Source organism: Acidilobus sp. 7A (assembly GCF_003431325.1).
In the GTDB taxonomy this organism is placed as follows: domain Archaea; phylum Thermoproteota; class Thermoprotei_A; order Sulfolobales; family Acidilobaceae; genus Acidilobus.
Genome location: NZ_CP010515.1, coordinates 288588 through 303317, shown reverse-complemented (window position 1 = coordinate 303317; position 14730 = coordinate 288588). Strand labels below are relative to the sequence as shown.

Annotated in this window: 16 protein-coding genes; 9 read left to right on the top strand and 7 right to left on the bottom strand. The window is 56.7% G+C overall.

What is annotated here, in order from left to right; translation table 11 throughout:
* Positions 1–69 precede the first annotated feature (69 nt).
* Positions 70–375, bottom strand: coding sequence for a stress response translation initiation inhibitor YciH (yciH, locus tag SE86_RS01475; protein WP_117353989.1), 306 nt, complete (start codon positions 373–375; stop codon positions 70–72).
* An 87-nt stretch (positions 376–462) separates the two neighbouring features.
* On the opposite strand from yciH, the gene SE86_RS01470 reads away from it, so the two are divergent.
* A complete protein-coding gene (locus SE86_RS01470; RefSeq protein WP_211096635.1) occupies positions 463–699 on the top strand; it encodes a hypothetical protein in 237 nt (78 codons plus the stop codon).
* On the opposite strand, the gene speB is transcribed toward SE86_RS01470, so the two are convergent.
* Positions 677–1600, bottom strand: coding sequence for an agmatinase (gene speB, locus SE86_RS01465; protein WP_117353988.1), 924 nt, complete (start codon positions 1598–1600; stop codon positions 677–679). The genes SE86_RS01470 and speB overlap by 23 nt on opposite strands.
* A gap of 74 nt (positions 1601–1674) precedes the next feature.
* On the opposite strand from speB, the gene glyS reads away from it, so the two are divergent.
* Genes glyS through SE86_RS01450 form a run of 3 tightly spaced genes read left to right on the top strand, consistent with a single transcriptional unit; the run spans position 1675 to position 4234 of the window.
* A complete protein-coding gene (gene glyS, locus SE86_RS01460; protein ID WP_117353987.1) occupies positions 1675–3429 on the top strand; it encodes a glycine--tRNA ligase in 1755 nt (584 codons plus the stop codon).
* Between the two features lie 5 nt (positions 3430–3434).
* Entirely contained in the window at positions 3435–3782 is a 348-nt protein-coding gene (locus SE86_RS01455; RefSeq protein ID WP_117353986.1) for a hypothetical protein, read from the top strand.
* A complete protein-coding gene (locus SE86_RS01450) occupies positions 3782–4234 on the top strand; it encodes a hypothetical protein (RefSeq protein WP_117353985.1) in 453 nt (150 codons plus the stop codon). The genes SE86_RS01455 and SE86_RS01450 overlap by 1 nt, the downstream gene beginning before the upstream one ends.
* Here the strand turns inward: SE86_RS01450 and SE86_RS01445 are convergent.
* The gene (locus tag SE86_RS01445; protein ID WP_117353984.1) at positions 4224–4442 is read right to left on the bottom strand and encodes a DUF2283 domain-containing protein; all 219 of its coding nucleotides are present in this window, start codon (positions 4440–4442) and stop codon (positions 4224–4226) included. The genes SE86_RS01450 and SE86_RS01445 overlap by 11 nt on opposite strands.
* Before the next feature lie 192 nt (positions 4443–4634).
* Here SE86_RS01445 and SE86_RS01440 point away from each other — a divergent pair, with 192 nt between their 5' ends.
* The 3 genes from SE86_RS01440 (at position 4635) to SE86_RS01430 (ending at position 7035) form a co-directional block, all read left to right on the top strand.
* A complete protein-coding gene (locus tag SE86_RS01440) occupies positions 4635–4862 on the top strand; it encodes a DUF3311 domain-containing protein (protein WP_117353983.1) in 228 nt (75 codons plus the stop codon).
* Positions 4863–4868: 6 nt separating this feature from the next.
* Positions 4869–6374, top strand: a complete 1506-nt coding sequence (locus tag SE86_RS01435; protein ID WP_117353982.1) for a sodium:solute symporter — start codon at positions 4869–4871, stop codon at positions 6372–6374.
* A 142-nt stretch (positions 6375–6516) separates the two neighbouring features.
* Positions 6517–7035 carry a hypothetical protein gene (locus SE86_RS01430; protein ID WP_023428489.1) on the top strand — a complete coding sequence of 173 codons (519 nt, stop codon included), beginning with the start codon at positions 6517–6519 and terminating at the stop codon, positions 7033–7035.
* A gap of 147 nt (positions 7036–7182) precedes the next feature.
* Here the strand turns inward: SE86_RS01430 and SE86_RS01425 are convergent, their stop codons facing one another.
* Positions 7183–9798, bottom strand: coding sequence for a DNA-directed DNA polymerase I (locus SE86_RS01425; protein ID WP_236747337.1), 2616 nt, complete (start codon positions 9796–9798; stop codon positions 7183–7185).
* A gap of 462 nt (positions 9799–10260) precedes the next feature.
* Positions 10261–11502 carry a zinc metalloprotease HtpX gene (locus SE86_RS01415; protein WP_117353979.1) on the bottom strand — a complete coding sequence of 414 codons (1242 nt, stop codon included), beginning with the start codon at positions 11500–11502 and terminating at the stop codon, positions 10261–10263.
* Between the two features lie 480 nt (positions 11503–11982).
* On the opposite strand from SE86_RS01415, the gene albA reads away from it, so the two are divergent.
* Positions 11983–12282 (top strand): DNA-binding protein Alba, encoded by a 300-nt coding sequence (gene albA / locus SE86_RS01410; protein WP_117353978.1) that lies wholly within the window; start codon positions 11983–11985, stop codon positions 12280–12282.
* 19 nt (positions 12283–12301) lie between these two features.
* On the opposite strand, the gene cmk is transcribed toward albA, so the two are convergent.
* Positions 12302–12871 (bottom strand): (d)CMP kinase, encoded by a 570-nt coding sequence (gene cmk, locus SE86_RS01405; protein WP_236747336.1) that lies wholly within the window; start codon positions 12869–12871, stop codon positions 12302–12304.
* 74 nt (positions 12872–12945) lie between these two features.
* Here cmk and SE86_RS01400 point away from each other — a divergent pair, with 74 nt between their 5' ends.
* Positions 12946–13608 (top strand): hypothetical protein, encoded by a 663-nt coding sequence (locus SE86_RS01400; RefSeq protein ID WP_117353976.1) that lies wholly within the window; start codon positions 12946–12948, stop codon positions 13606–13608.
* Here SE86_RS01400 and SE86_RS01395 read toward each other — a convergent pair.
* On the bottom strand, positions 13574–14590 hold the full coding sequence (locus SE86_RS01395) for an AbrB/MazE/SpoVT family DNA-binding domain-containing protein (RefSeq protein ID WP_236747386.1): 1017 nt from the start codon (positions 14588–14590) through the stop codon (positions 13574–13576). The two genes, SE86_RS01400 and SE86_RS01395, sit on opposite strands and share 35 nt — an antisense overlap.
* Positions 14591–14730 lie beyond the last annotated feature (140 nt).

The following is a 14730-nucleotide window of genomic DNA, read 5'->3' as shown; positions in this document are numbered from 1 at the left end:
GGCCGTAAGATGATCAAAAAGGGCGTTTTTAAATTAATTATTCTTAGCTTAAATTACTAACCTGCCTCTCTACTCTATTATCATTATGTTCTCCTCAGGGAAGCCCATCTTGACGAGGATCTCCTTCACCTTCCTCCTGTGGTCTCCCTGTATCTCTATCCTGCCGTCCTTGTACGTGCCGCCTGCTGCTAGCTCACTCTTAAGCTTTGAGGCTATCTCCTTAAGGTTGAACTGCTTGCTGTCTATGCCCTCGATAACGGTGACCTGCTTGTTGAACCTCCTGACCTCAAGCCTTATCTTAATAACCTGCTGCTCAGCGTTAAGCTGCTCGCAGATCTCAGGAGGAAGTCCTCCGCAGTCCAGGCTCTCAGACATGGGCTTTTACAGCCACCTCTCGCTCACCTTAAGGTACAGCTAACAGGGATATATACGTTTGCAGGAGCGGTGAGCTGGGGTCAGGCGTTGTCTGAGGAGCAGGCTGGGGCGCCTGAGGCCCAGGGGACTGAGGCGCCGGAGGAGCTCTATGGGATAAAGCCAAGGGAAGTTTACTACATGTGCCTGAGGTGCGGCTACAAGGTAAGTAAGAGCGAGCTGAGTCAGTACTACAGCATGGTTTGTCCGCGCTGCGGCTACAGGATATTTGTGAAGGTCAGGGCCCCATCTACTATAGTGGCGCCTAGGAGGGTCTACGCTGTTTAGAGTCCTTGGAGGAGACGTAGTGCTTTATCATGGCCTCTATCAGTACCTTGGCTGCCAGGGCAGCCGTGCCGCCCCCTGGGTCGTAGTGGGGCGAGACCTCAACGACATCAACGCCTAGGAGCCTTTCATCCACTATGCGGGAGACCATGTAGAGGCCATCGTATGGCGTGAGGCCCAGGGGCTCAGGGTTTCCGACGCCCGGGGCGTAGGCCGGGTCGAAGGCGTCCATGTCAACGGTGAGGTAGAAGCCCTCGCAGTCCTTGAGGTGCGATGATATGCTTGAGGCAACGTTCACGGGCCCCAAGGCCATTATGTCGGTTGGGCTGAACACAGCTATGTTGCTCCTAGTCCTCACGAACTCCAGCTCCTCCCTCGAGAGGGCCCTGGCCCCGACGTAGATCAGCTTCGGCACCCTGACCTGCTCAAGGGCCCTCCTCATGAAGGTCGCATGCCCCACCTTAAGGCCAAGGTACTCGTTTCTCAGGTCAAGGTGCGCGTCAAACATGACTACGCAGGGGTTCCTCTCGGCGAACGCCCTGAGGGCGCCAAGGGTCACCGTGTGCTCCCCTCCAATCATGACTGGCAGCCCCGAGGAGCTGAGCTCCCTTATGACAGTCTCAACCCTTGAGATGGTCTCATTGGTGTCCCCTATCGATACAGCAACGTCGCCCTCGTCGTAGGGGGACAGGTCCTCGAGGAACACGTCCTTTATGAATGCGCTGTTGCTCTCAAGGCCAGCCGCGGCAAGCCTCACGGCGTCAGGGCCGAACCTTGTGCCTGGCCTGAAGCTTGTGGTAGAATCATATGGGACCCCTATCACCCTGTAGGCAGACTTAGGGCTCCCCTCAATGCCCGCGAAGACCCTGTTGGCTGACGTTATGTAAAGCCTTCCCAGGCCCAAGGTCCTTTCCCAGCTATTGCCACTACAATAGATTAAAACCTCATACACAGGGTGTAGCCGAGGTAGCGGCCAAGATGGTGGAGCAGGACATTTACGACAAGATGGTGGAGCTGGCTAAGAGGAGGGGCTTCTTCTGGCCAAGCTTCGAGATATACGGAGGACTCGCGGGCTTCTACGACATAGGCCCCTACGGGGTCGCGGTGAAGCGCAAGATAATAGACGCGTGGAGGAGGCTCTTCGTATTTAGTCACCAGGACTACGTCGTTGAGATAGAGACGCCCCTCATAGGGCCCTCGATAGTTTACGAGGCCAGCGGCCACGTCGAGAGCTTCACGGATCCCGTGGTCAGGTGCACGAAGTGCGGCAGGATATTCAGGGCAGACCACCTTGTTGAGGACGCCCTCAAGGTAAGCGCTGAAGGCCTGAGCCCTGAGGAGCTGACGAGGAAGATAAGGGAGAACAACATAAGGTGCCCCATCTGCGGCGGCGAGCTCTCGGAGGTCACGACATTCAACCTCCTCTTCAAGACACAGATAGGGCCCTATGAGGGTAGCGTTGGCTATGTGAGGCCAGAGCTTGCCCAGGGCATGTTCCTGGGCTTCAAGAGGGTCCTAGAGACTATGAGGGGCAGGATGCCACTGGGCATAGCCCAGGTAGGCAGGGTAGGGAGGAACGAGATAAGCCCAAGGCAGGGCATGATCAGGCTCAGGGACTTCACCATAATGGAGATGGAGTTCTTCTTCGACCCCCAGTCAAAGGAGTGCCCAAACCTTGACAAGGTGATGGACCGCAGGCTGAGGGTCAGGCAGTACAAGGTGCGCCTTGAGGGCGGCGAGCCCCAGGAGTTCACAGTGAGGGAGCTCATAGAGAAGGGCATAGTGGCCCACCCCTGCATGGCCTACTGGATGGCGGTTGGCCTCGACCTTGTCAAGTACATTGGGGTCCCCGAGGACGAGACCTTCTTCGAGGAGAAGGGGCCGAAGGAGAAGGCCCACTACGCGACCCAGGTCTTCGACCAGATGGTAAAGACGTCGAGGTGGGGCTGGGTCGAGGTCGCAGGGTACGCCTACAGGGGGGACTACGACCTGAGCCGCCACATAAAGTACAGCGGACAGGACCTCAGCGTCTTTGAGCCGTACAAGGAGCCTCGCGTGGAGAAAGTGAAGAAGGTCATAGTTGACCTGGCGTACGCGGGCCGCACATTTAGGTCAAAGGCTTCTGAGGCCGTCAGGCTTGCTGAGTCGGTGCCGCCCGAGGAGGCTGAGAGGCAGCTCAAGGAGAGGGGGAAGCTTGTCGTGGGCGAGTTTGAGTTCCCAGCCTCGGCGGTAAAGATAGTTGAGGTTGAGCAGAAGGTCAGCGGCAGGACCTACGTGCCTCACGTGTTTGAGCCCTCGTTTGGGACTGACAGGCTGCTCTACGTGGCTCTTGAGAGGGCCTACAGGGAGAGGGAGGGCAGGGTGGTCCTCTCGCTGCCCAGGTACCTGGCCCCCGTGGACGCCGTAGTGCTGCCCCTGATAGAAGGAGATGAGAGGCTCAGGCAGAAGGCGCTTGAGTTGAGGGACAGGCTGGCGTCCGCCGGCTTCGCGGTCATTTACGATGAGAGCGGCAGCATAGGCAAGAGGTACGCCAGGGCTGACGAGATAGGGGTCCCAGCGGCCTTCACCGTGGACTACCAGTCGCTTGAGGATGACACAGTAACTATGAGGGACAGGGACACGTGGAGGCAGGTAAGGCTTAAGCTGGAGGAGGCCCCAGGGGCCTTGAAGAAATTTATTTATAACTTGGCTGACATAGAGAGCCTCGGGACCCCGGTAAGGTCTGAAGGGTAGAGATCATGAGTTCGAGCGACCAGGAGAAGGTTGACGTAAATAAGATGCTCTCATTTATACCTTCAGCCTCGACCATATACTCAAAGAAGTCTAAGATCAGCGAGAAGAGGGTGAAGCTCGTACATGACCAGGGCGTGGAGCAGGGCACCATAAAGCTCTCAAAGAATCTTGCCTCAGAGCTTGGCATAGTGGACGAGGTCGAGCTTGCCGTTGGCGGCAAGCTCAGGCTGAGGTTCAAGGTTGCCATAGACGACTCTATCGGGGACGACACTACCGTCTGGGCTAACCCTGACGAGATGAAGGAGCGCGGTGTGGCTGACGGGAGCACCGTCACGGTGAGGGCGCCGCGCTGATGAGCTGCGAGGTAAAGTGCAGCAACGTCGAGGGCCTGCTTCAGTTCAGCGTCACTAGGGTAGCCCAGGCCCTCCAGGAGCACGCTGACCTGGTGGAGAGGTTAAGGGAGCAGCTTAACCTCTACATGGCGCTCCGCGAGGGGGACAGGGAGGAGGCCCTGGGACAGCTCAGCGAGTACCTGGTATCGCTCAGGAACGTAAGGGATAGCATTGAGAAGGCGGTGGACGAGTACAGCATGATTGCCAGCTGCTGCCTCGCCAGGAGCCAGGACTTTGAGGCGCTGCTAGGTTACTATATCATGGCCGGCTCGAGGAGGGAGAGGGAGACGCTGGAGCAGGCCAGCAGGTTCGTTGACGTCAGGGGTGACTTTGAGAGACTTGAGAGGCTCGTGAGGGCTCTTCAGGACGCCCTAATAACAGTCTCCTCAAGCGCTGGGAACTTCAGAGATTAAGTCTCTCGCTGGCGTTCTGAATTACGATGCTTATCAGCTCATCATCGCTCACGTTGACTATAGTTCCGTCGTCAAGCATAAAGCTTTCCTCGGCCTCACCCTCGCCGAAGCCTATGTAAAGGGTGTCGCTCTGCTTGTCATACTCTATCCACAGGCCGTTTATGTCCTTAATTGTAAGGCGCCTGCGGCCCTCCTCACCAGCGCTCAAAGTTAACCCCCACGTCTGATGCTTCGTCAAGCTTAAATCTCTCCTTAAGCTCTAGGCCCTTCAGTCAAATCTTGCCTGGACGTGGTAATTTTTAGCAAAACGCTGTAGTGCTTTATCAAGTATATATATTACAAACTAAAAGCAAATATACTGTTAGCTTAGAATGGCATAATATAGGGTGGTGGGCTTATTATGGGTGGTAAGCTTACCACGCGTGAGAAGGTCGCTATAGCTGTACTTCTGCTCATACCGCTCGTGTACTACATGACCTACCCAGCTTACAACATGGTGAGCCCATCGCTTGGCGGCGTCTCCTTCTTCTACTGGTCCCAGACCCTCTGGCTGGCAATATCTGCAGTTCTCTACATAGCGGCCGCCATAATATGGGAGCGCGGCTTAAGCCGTAGTGGGGAGAGGTGAGACGCTTTGCTGGGCCTGGCGGGCTGGATTACCTTCTGGACGGTCTTCGCGCTCTTCGTCTTCCTCGGCTTCTATGGGGCCAGATGGAGGAGGGGTAACCTAGCCCAGCTTCACGAGTGGGCTCTGGCTGGGAGGAGGCTCGGGGTATTCCTGGCCTGGTTCCTCATAGGCGCTGACCTATACACAGCTTACACGTTCGTTGCCGTTCCGTCCCTCGAATACGCTAAGGGGGCCCTAGCTTTCTTCGCGGTGCCCTACGTCTCACTAACGTTCGCCTTGGCGATGCTCTTCATGGGAATGCTCTGGGACAAGTCAAGGGAGAGGGGCTACATAACTGCAGCTGACTTCGTTCAGGACCAGTTTAACTCCGTGACCCTTGCTATACTGGTTGCCCTGACTGGCATAGTGGCGGAGCTGCCCTACATAGCCCTCCAGATAGATGGCATGAGGGTCGTGCTTGAGGTCATGATGGCGGGCGTCTCAAGCGCAAGGGTTGTTTCTGAGGTAGCTTTGCTAATAGCCTTCGCAATACTTGCCGCGTTCACTTACACCAGCGGGCTCAGGGGCTCAGCCCTCGGGGCCGTGCTTAAGGACGCCCTAGTCTGGCTCGGCGTGATATCGCTAATAGTGATCGTGCCGCTCTCCATAAAGGGGGGCTTCTCGACGGCATTCAGCGCAGCGGCCCAGCACAAGCTTGCAAGTGGCGTGGAGACGCTTAAGGCGGCATTCACGCCAGCGTATGAGAGCCTCTTCATAGGGAGCGCGCTGGCGCTCTACCTCTACCCGCACAGTATCAACGGCTCGCTGAGCGCCGAGTCGAGGAAATCCCTCAGGTACAGCACTGCCTTGCTTCCAGTCTATGGTATAGGTTTGGCCATACTGGCCCTCCTCGGGATACTGGTCTACGGCTCGCCCGCCACAATGAAGTTCCTGACCCAGTTCCCGGCAGCGGAGAGGGGCCTGCTGGTGGTGCCTGCGCTTTCCGCTACGTTGCTCCCGTCATGGTTCGCAGGCCTGGTGCTTCTAGGTATATTTGTGGGAGGCATGGTACCTGCTGCAATAATGGCAATAGCTCAGGCCAACCTCCTGGTAAGAAACGTGATAGAGCCATTTCACAGGCTGAGCGAGAAGGGCGAGACAAAGGCAGCCCAGTGGGCGGCGGTGGTCTTCAAGTTCCTGGCCCTGGGCTTCGTCTTCGCCACTCCACTGACCTACGCGATACAGCTCCAGCTCACGGGAGGCATCATAATACTGCAGACGTTGCCCCCTGTTTTCCTTGGGCTTCTCACCAGGAAGATTGAAAGGTACTCCCTGATAGCAGGTTGGGCTGCAGGGATGCTTTCAGGAATCATGCTGCTCCTCTATGCAAACCACTTCGGCCCGCTAGTCAGCTCGACATACCCGATATTTGGCTACCAAGTCTACATAGGCATGACGTCGCTTGCCATTAACCTTGCCGTGGTGGGTCTCGGCACGGCTGTAGCTTACGCCGTGGGGTGGAGGCCCCGCTGAACCCTGAGAGCCTTAGCCTTTAGGTCTCACGTAACGGTATTTCCAGGCGCTTTTTCACATAAATGATACTCCTGGCTTCCGGGAGGAAAACTATAATTTAGCTGGCTACCACTGTGCTGCTGAGTAGTAGAGGTGAGCTAGGTTGGCGGCTGAGGAGAGCTCAAAGCCCGTGACGTACAGGCTAGTGCTCAGGAAGACTGCCAGGGGCCTAGTGATTCAGTTCAGGGGCCCCGGATCCCAGGGCAGGGAGGCCACTCTCGTCAGGATAGGCGGCAGGAAGGCCCAGCAGCTCTTTGACATGATATCGTCTGCCCTCAGGCAGGGCAACTACATAGAGGAGGAGTCCAGCACGGGGAACTACACTTCATACAGACTGAAGCCTGAGGTCGGCGCCGCTGTCGGCGGCTTCCTAGTAATAACTAGGAGGAGCAGGGACCCGACGGCCTGGGCGCCCTACTTCGCTGGCCTCATAGGTGGCGCCAAGTACCCAGGCTCCCGCGAGGTCCTCTCCTCGGTGCTTAGCCTGGGCCTCCAGCTCAGCAAGATATCGCCGCCGCCCGCCAGGACAAGGATGCAGCTCAACCCCAAGATACTTGACGCCATAAGCGCTGGCCTCAAGGTCACGGCCAGGAAGCTGTGGGGTATAAGGAGCCCCAAGTAAAGACAGCACAGCTTTTTCAATTAATATCATTTATTTTTGATATATTATAGGAAGGACTTTTAGGCGATCGTTGCCAACAAAGGCAAGGCGGATGAGGAGCGACTTCGGCCTGACTTCAGGGATGAGGAGCCGTGTGAGGCCTGACGCTCATATCAGCTTCTTGACGCCAGCCATCTCGTCCCACCTGACCCCAAAGGCCAGGAGGAACTGCTCAAAGGCGGATCTGACGTACTCCAGGTACTTGGAGGTGTCAACGTCCGAGAGCCTCGCCAGCCTCACTGGCTTGACCCCGACCTTGTCTTTTGTCTTCACGAACGATATTATGTCTCCCTTGTTTATGGGCACGCCCTCGTTCATAAGCAGGAGCGCGGCCTTAACGTGCTGCGGGGTGTTCTTCTTATACTCCATCGGGTCCTTGCTGAGCATCACTGATATGGTAAGCTGGTCGAGCGTGTACTCCCTCCTCCTAAGCTTAGTGTATATCTCCTGGACCTTCCCCCTCAGCAGGTCAAGGGTCTTCTCCAGGTCCTCGGGGCCCTGCATGGAACTCAGTATCTTCATGATGTCGCTCGTCTCGGACTTTATGAACTCAGGGGTGTTGCTCTTCTTTGCTACCATGCCCTTTATAACGTAGCCGCTGTTATCAAAGCCAACGTAGTTCTTCTTGAGGCCGCTGAAGAGCACTATTCTGAAGGTCTTGTCTATCTCAAGGTCCATGCCTAGCTTCTCCTGCGCGTACTTTATGACATTGTTGAGGGCGTCCTTGGGTGGGTCCCAGACGAAGAGGCTGTCAGTGTCGCCGTAGAGTATGTGGAGGTTCAGCTCGCTGGCCTTGCGCAGGGTCTCAAGCAACGTCGCCCTGCCTATTGCAGTGACGCTCTCAGCCACGGGGAGGCTGTAGAGTGCGAAGGACTCGTTGCCAAAGACGCCGTAGCTGGCGTTTATGTAGACCTTCATAGCGGCCTGCACGGTGTCGTACCAGAGCTTCTCGGCATCGCTCAGGTTCTTGTCCTTGGCCCTCCTCTTGTAGACCTTGACCCTGAAGTCCCTCAGAAGGCCCACCAGCTGACTTGATATGCCCTTCCTGTCCATGCATATCCGGTGCCCAACCTCTGGCGCCTCAACGTACTTCTGGCAGTAGGGGTTGTCAACGGTCTCATAGCTGAGGTTCCAGTTCCTTATGACGGAGGGGTACAGGCTGGCGAAGTCTAGCACGACTATGTTAAAGAAGACCCCCTGTGGGGGCTGGAGCACTATGGCGCCCCTGTACTTCTTGTCCTTTATTATAGCCGCGCTCCTCGGCGCCTGCTTCCCTATCATGACATCTATGTCTTCCCTGCTTGGTATCAGGAGGCCCCTCTTCCTGTGCTCCCAGTAGAGGGTGCTCCTTACCCAGGCCGAGACCTGGGAGCGGGAGACCTCCTCGAGGCCTGACTTGCTTATTCTCATCAGGAGCACGAGAAGGTTCCAGGCGAGCTCATTGTTAAAGGTGACGAGGCCCATGGTAAGCACGGAGTCCTGCAGGTTGTAGGCAGCGAGCTCGTCAAGGTCAACGTAGTTGAGGAAAGTGCTAAGCTCCTTCTTGGTCTGCCCTAGGAGGGCCTCAGACACAGCCTCAAGGCTCTTCTCCCTGTACTTGTTGCCAAACGCATAGGTCTGCAGAGCCTTTATGTCAAAGAACCTGTGCAGGTCAACGTGAGGCCTTCCCTTGAAGGTCACGTAGTCCTGAAGGAAGGTTATAGGTATGTCGTCCGGGCTCACGCCCAGGTTTATCAGCCTGTTGTAGACGTAGGGTAGGTCGAAGTTGTCACCGTTGAACGTGAAGATTACGGCGTAGCGGCTGAGCCTCCTCAGGAGCTCAAGGAGCATTGCCCTCTCGCTGTCAAACAGCTCGACCTCACCATCAACGTTAACCTTTCCGCTGAACTTGCTGCCAGGCCTCGCTAGCAGTAGCACGGACCTCCTGCCCGCGTCGTCAACTATGGAGACGCTCATCACAGGCATGTCAGCAGCCTTAGGGTCTGGGAAGTGGCCCTCGCCGGGGGCTATGACCTCCACGTCAAAGGCAACCTTAGGCACCTTTGGCGAAGGCTCCTCGAATATGTACTGCCACTCAAGCGCTATTTCCTTGAGGTCCTCCGTGAATGAGCCCTCTATCAGCTTCTCCAGCTCCTCGCTGTGCCTCCACGACCTAGGCCTCCAGGAGTCAGCGACGTCGTATGGCATGCCGGGTATCAGCTGGTTGTCGTAGATGTAGTTGAGGAAGTACTTTATGTCGGCCTCCCAGACCCTGTAGCCCTTCTGAGCTAGCACGGACCTTAGGGTCTTGACGGCGAGGGGGTCGTTCGTCACTATCTTGAGCAGCTTGACGTCCCTGTTGGTTATGGGGTCCCTCTTCGTTACGACCGCCAGGTTGCTGAAGGACTTGTACTTAGTTAAGTCAATGGGAGCCTTGCCCTCATCAGTGAGTGACATGTTGGTGAGGAAGTACGGCTTGTGGCCAGTCCTGTCGGCCCACTTGACCACCTGCCCCCTCTCAGGGTCGTAGAGGAAGGCCACGGCCCTGCCCAGGTCCCCCTCGTACCTCACCTCAATCAGGTAGCCTGACGCCTGGGAGGAGTAGATCTCGTGCTGGTAGAGCCACCAGGGGACGGCTCCTGAGCCCTTGGGGGCCTCAACTGCGAAGTCGCTCGACTCCTCGTACCACCTGTACCTCTCCGCCTCGGCGGACCACCGCGGCTCCTCAGCCTGAGGGGCCTGCACCCTCTGCTGGGCGCCCTGCAGGCTCTCAACGGCGCTCTGAGGCTGCTCAGCCTTCTTTGCGCCTCCTCGCTCTTTGCCTTCTCCTCCGTCCTCTGCGCCGTTGTGCCCTCCTCCATGAAGTCAAGGATGTTCCTGTGCCTCTTGCTGGGCGCCTCGCCTGGCTTAGCGCTCCGCGTAGGCTCCTCCTGGCGCTTGGCCTGCTCGCCCCTGTCGCTGCCCGGCTCCTCCCTCCTGGCGCCCTCCTGGTTTATCGCCCTCTCAAGTTCCTTCAGGAAGTCATCTAGGTTCGGCTTCCTTTTTCCCTTGCTGTCTCCCTCAGGCGTCAGGTTCAGCCCCTTAGATGTACCTTTAGGGCTGCGGCCTATTAAGGGCCCTATCCCTCAGGAACCCACGCTGCAATTAGGAATGGCCAGCGTTAAGAATGCCTAAAAAGGTCGCGAAGTCCCTTTAGAACTCTTAAAGTCAGGCCTCTAGAGGGTTCACCGTGTACTTTATGTTGTCTATGAACCTCAGCCTCTTTGGTATCGGCGGGTGAGTGGCGAAGATCTCCTGCACGGGGTCCGTCTTCTCGTTCTTTATCCTCTCTATCAGCTGATCGACGTCGTAGTTCCTGTACCTGCTCAGGTCAGGCTCCATCCTCCTTCTCCAGGGCCACGCGTCCTCGTCTGGCTCGTAGAGGAAGCCGCCGTTTATCTCGACGAAGGGCGCCACTATGAACAGGGCCTTAAGGGTTGAGCCTGTGCTCGAGTTGACCTGGTGCTTGAAGTAGGAGTTGCCTTCAACAGCTATGTGCAGGCGCGCGAGGGCCCTCTGTATCCTCCTCGGCGAGGTAACCATGGCGCTGTTTGCGTCAGCGTAGTACTCCCTCAGCCTGTTGAAGTTGCCTACAAGGAACCTGAAGACGACGCCGGCCATAACAAGTACTATGCCTACGAGCGCCAGCAACAGGGCTCCCCCGCCGCCTCCTCCGTTTCTGCCCCTACCCTCACCTCCTCCGCCCATGCCGCCGAAGAACCCGCTCCAGATAAGCATCTGCCCCAGGTAGTAGACCGCCAGAGGTATGACGCTCAGGGCCAGTATCCAGGAGACGTCCCTGTGCCTCAGGTGGCCGACCTCGTGGCCCAGCACGGCCTCAACCTCCTCGTCAGGCATCAGGTTGAGGAGCCCCCTTGTAACGGCCACGTAGCTCCCGGAGACAGGGCTCCCGTAGGAGAAGGCGTTAGGTATGTTGGTCTCGGCTATCCTCAGCTTCGGGGCCTTTATGTGGCTGCGCTTAGCCACCTCATCAAGCATGGCCTGGTACCTCTTCTCCTCCGGCGTCTTCGGCGGATGGGCCCTGTACGCCAAGTTTATGAAGAAGGGCGAGAGGAGCCACTGGATCAGTATTATGAAGAAGGTGAATATGACCGCTGACGTTACGAGGTACACGCCCGCGGAGGCGCCGAAGGAGAAGCCGAAGATATAAGCGAACAGCCAGGCTACCCCTATGAAGACGCCGATGCCGGCGAGGACTATCGCTAGGGCGGTTATAGCCATTGAAGCCCTAAGGCTTGAGAGGCTCTTAGGCTCGCCCTTTATAGCCTTAGGGGCTATGGCTGCCATTGCGGCCACAGCCCCTCCGGCCGCTATTGATGTCAGTATGAGGAGCCACCAGTATGCCATCATGAAGGCGAAGAGCCCCATGAAAGGGCTATAGATTATCATGGTGCGGTCCCTTCTAGATAACCCCTTGATTGAGCGCTTAAAAACCTTGTTATGTCCCGGGGCTGTGTCCTAGAGCTGGGAGGTGTTTCAGAACCTCGCATCAGCAGGGGGTTCAGCTCTCATACAGGTTCATGTTACCTTACGGTCATCGCCTCATCCCTGTTCCCCCGCACCCCGCTCGGGATTTCATCGGGCTTGGGGGCGTTCAGGGCCACCCCAGGGGCCCCACACCTTGAGTGCTCGGTTACGTACCTCCTGTATATGCTGATTGCGTGACAACTATACTATATGAAAGTTGAAACAGCTACGTAGGGCGTCGCCCTGGACGACCTCAGGCTTGCACTAAGTGCATATCCCACCGCAGCCCTAGAGCCTTATGGTAGGCCTGATTTAAGGCCGCGAGGGCTCTCAGAAAAGCTTTTATATGAGCTTTAGGCCTATAGCAAATCAGCCCAAATGTCTAGGCTAGAGGTGTCCCAAATGGTCTGTGAGGGCGCACCTGAGGTAAGGATAGGGAAGAAGCCTGTAATGAACTATGTTTTGGCAGTCCTGACCACCCTGATGGAGCAGAACGTTAACCAGGTCGTGATAAAGGCCAGAGGAAGGAACATCACCAAGGCCGTTGACACAGTTGAGATAGTAAGGAGCAGGTTCGCCAAGAACGTCGCCATAAAGGGCATTGACATAGGGAGCCACGACATAACTGTCACAGACCCACAGACGAACCAGCAGAAGACCAGGAGAGTCAGCAGCATAGAGATCTGCATAGGCAAGAGCTGAGGGCTGCCAAGCTGACAGGTCAAATGGAAAGAACGTTTTTAACAAAGGTCAATATGACCTGGTACGTCCCCTCGATGTCTATCCTCGTGGTGTCTATAACTAGGTCATAGCTTGACAGGTCCCTGACGTCTATACCATAGTACCTAGCAAACCTCTCCCAGTGGCTTATCTCCCTCTGCGAGGCCTCCGCCAAGGCCTCAGAGTCCGCCTTAGAGTCCCTTGAGGCTATCCTCCTAGCCCTCTCGGGCAGCGAAGCCTTGATGTATATGGTCACGTCCGCGACGTCCCTCAACAGCCAGCCGGCCAGGTGGCTGTCTATAACGACGCAGCCCCTCCTGGCCTCGGCCAGGGAGTCCATGTCTATGGACAGGTCAATCGAGGGGTCCTTCTCAGCCATCCTGTTAAGCTCCATGAGGCTGACGCCCAGCTTCTCAGCTAGCTTCCTGAAGGCATGGCCTGTCGTGTAGTACCTGAGCCCCAGGTCAGCGGCGAGCCTCCTCGCGTACGTTGACTTGCCGGAGCCCGGCTGGCCTGAGATAACTATTACGGGTCTGCGCCCCTCGCTGCAGGCTGAGGCCAAGCTGCACACTCTCCTTAATCATTAGCTCGGCTGGTATATCAGCTTAATAGTTCTTAAGCCGCGGGGTGCAAAGGGAAGGGTGCTTGACTCAGGAGGCCAGGAGGTCAAGGTACTTAATTATTATAGCGGTCGCCCTGGTAGTCATACTGGTCGCCACTAACATAGCGTGGTACGCCAGCTACCTCTCACTGCAGTCAAAGTACAACGAGGAGGAGCGCAGGCTCACTAACATGACATCCTATGCCATAGCAAGCGCGAAGCTCCTGAACTCAACCGTGAAGCTGCTGAAGGCCTACCAGAACCTCACGAGCTACCTGAACGCCACGCTCCACGCAGCAATGGCAGAGAGGTCGCTGCAGGCCGTCAACTCCTCGCTTGAGCTCAACCTGATAGCTGTGAAGACCTTCGACGTTGCTGTAAACTTAACGGTTGAGGCGAACGTGAGCCCGTTTGCGCGCTACGAGCTCTCAAGGGCAGCCTCGCAGGCTGCCAACATGACGGTTGAGGCCGTCAAGGCCATAGGTTTCATAGGGGCTGAGATGGGGGCCAACTCCACGTTCCAGGGATACGTCTCACAGGCGGAGGGTGCCGCTGAGAACCTCTCAGCCATAGCGGAATCCCTGCAGAACGGGCCTGACCCAGGCCTACAGGGTCAGCTGACCCAGCTGACCACGACCTTCCTGGAGTCACTGCTCAGGGCCGAGCAGTACATCATAGCTCTTGCTCGGAGTCAGAGTACTTCTTGAAGAGGGAGCGGCAGAGCAGCGTCTCCTCTATGTTGCTCACGATCTTAGCCACGTCAAGGATCTTGGCGAGCAGGTAGGCGTAGGCTGCGCTTGAGGCGCTAACTATATCGCTGAGCTCACCCTCTATGTCAAGGAGCATCCTGAGCTTTGAGTATGCCTCCTCCTCCTTCTTTATGCTCGGGGGCTCAACTCCCATTGATGCTGCCACCAAGGAGACCTCAAGGACCTGGAAGAGGAACTTCACCCTCTCCCTCTCGCTCTGCGACAGCTGTCCCTCAAGGGCCACTAGATCCTTGGCGAGCTTATAGAAGGCATCATTAACAAGTATCATGAGGCCGACGCCAGCCATGAGGAGCCTGTTAAGGTGCTCCTGGGAGACACCGTAGTCGACGCCGCTCGCCCCGGACCTCAGCATCCTGAAGGCCTGCCCCTTAAGTTCCCTATATATGCTCTCAAGCTCCTGTTCCGTCATCCTGCTCCCCTCCAGGTGCTGCGAGAGCCTTTCAAAGGCGGCTGCCAGGCTCCTGCCGTAGTTGGCCAGCGAGCTCGCCACGTCGCCCTTATAGTCCTCTATGGAGGCGTTGACCTCATAGACGCTGTTGAGATAGACCTTTATGCTATCATTGCTGAGGGCCTGGGAGACCTTGCTTATCTTCTCCACGATGTCAGCCCTTATGGGCCTATTCGAGTAGAACGTGAGTCCGTCGAGGCCGGAGAGGTACGCGCAGAAGACAACGCGGCCGAGGTGCTTGCACACGTTCACGTGCTTTAAGGAGAACGACGCGGTCAGCAGTCTCCCCTTAACGGAGGGCATTACCACAAGCTTGTCGCCGTCCTCAACAACTGTCACCATGCTGCCCGCCTTAAGCCCGTGCGACCTGGCCCAGTTGCGGGGAAGCGTAATTATGAGCGATGAAGTGCCGAGCCTCTGGACCTTGCGCGGGAGTACGCGGCCGTCAGAGGGGGCCTCCTCAGAGGACACGGACCTCAAGCAGCTCCCTTGTAAGTATACAGGGAGTGGGTCAGATAAATGTACAGCGGTTTAAAAACTTCCAAGGTGACATAATAAATACGTATGCATACACTTAATGAGATGGTAACCAGTGGGATTTGTACAAAGAT

What these genes read in the sequence shown, in the direction of transcription:
- SE86_RS01415 (WP_117353979.1), bottom strand. Translation starts at nt 11,502, where the DNA reads ATGATAATCTATAGCCCTTTCATGGGGCTCTTCGCCTTCATGATGGCA.
- SE86_RS01450 (WP_117353985.1), top strand. Translation starts at nt 3,782, where the DNA reads ATGAGCTGCGAGGTAAAGTGCAGCAACGTCGAGGGCCTGCTTCAGTTC.
- albA (WP_117353978.1), top strand. Translation starts at nt 11,983, where the DNA reads ATGGTCTGTGAGGGCGCACCTGAGGTAAGGATAGGGAAGAAGCCTGTA.
- yciH (WP_117353989.1), bottom strand. Translation starts at nt 375, where the DNA reads ATGTCTGAGAGCCTGGACTGCGGAGGACTTCCTCCTGAGATCTGCGAG.
- glyS (WP_117353987.1), top strand. Translation starts at nt 1,675, where the DNA reads ATGGTGGAGCAGGACATTTACGACAAGATGGTGGAGCTGGCTAAGAGG.
- SE86_RS01455 (WP_117353986.1), top strand. Translation starts at nt 3,435, where the DNA reads ATGAGTTCGAGCGACCAGGAGAAGGTTGACGTAAATAAGATGCTCTCA.
- SE86_RS01440 (WP_117353983.1), top strand. Translation starts at nt 4,635, where the DNA reads ATGGGTGGTAAGCTTACCACGCGTGAGAAGGTCGCTATAGCTGTACTT.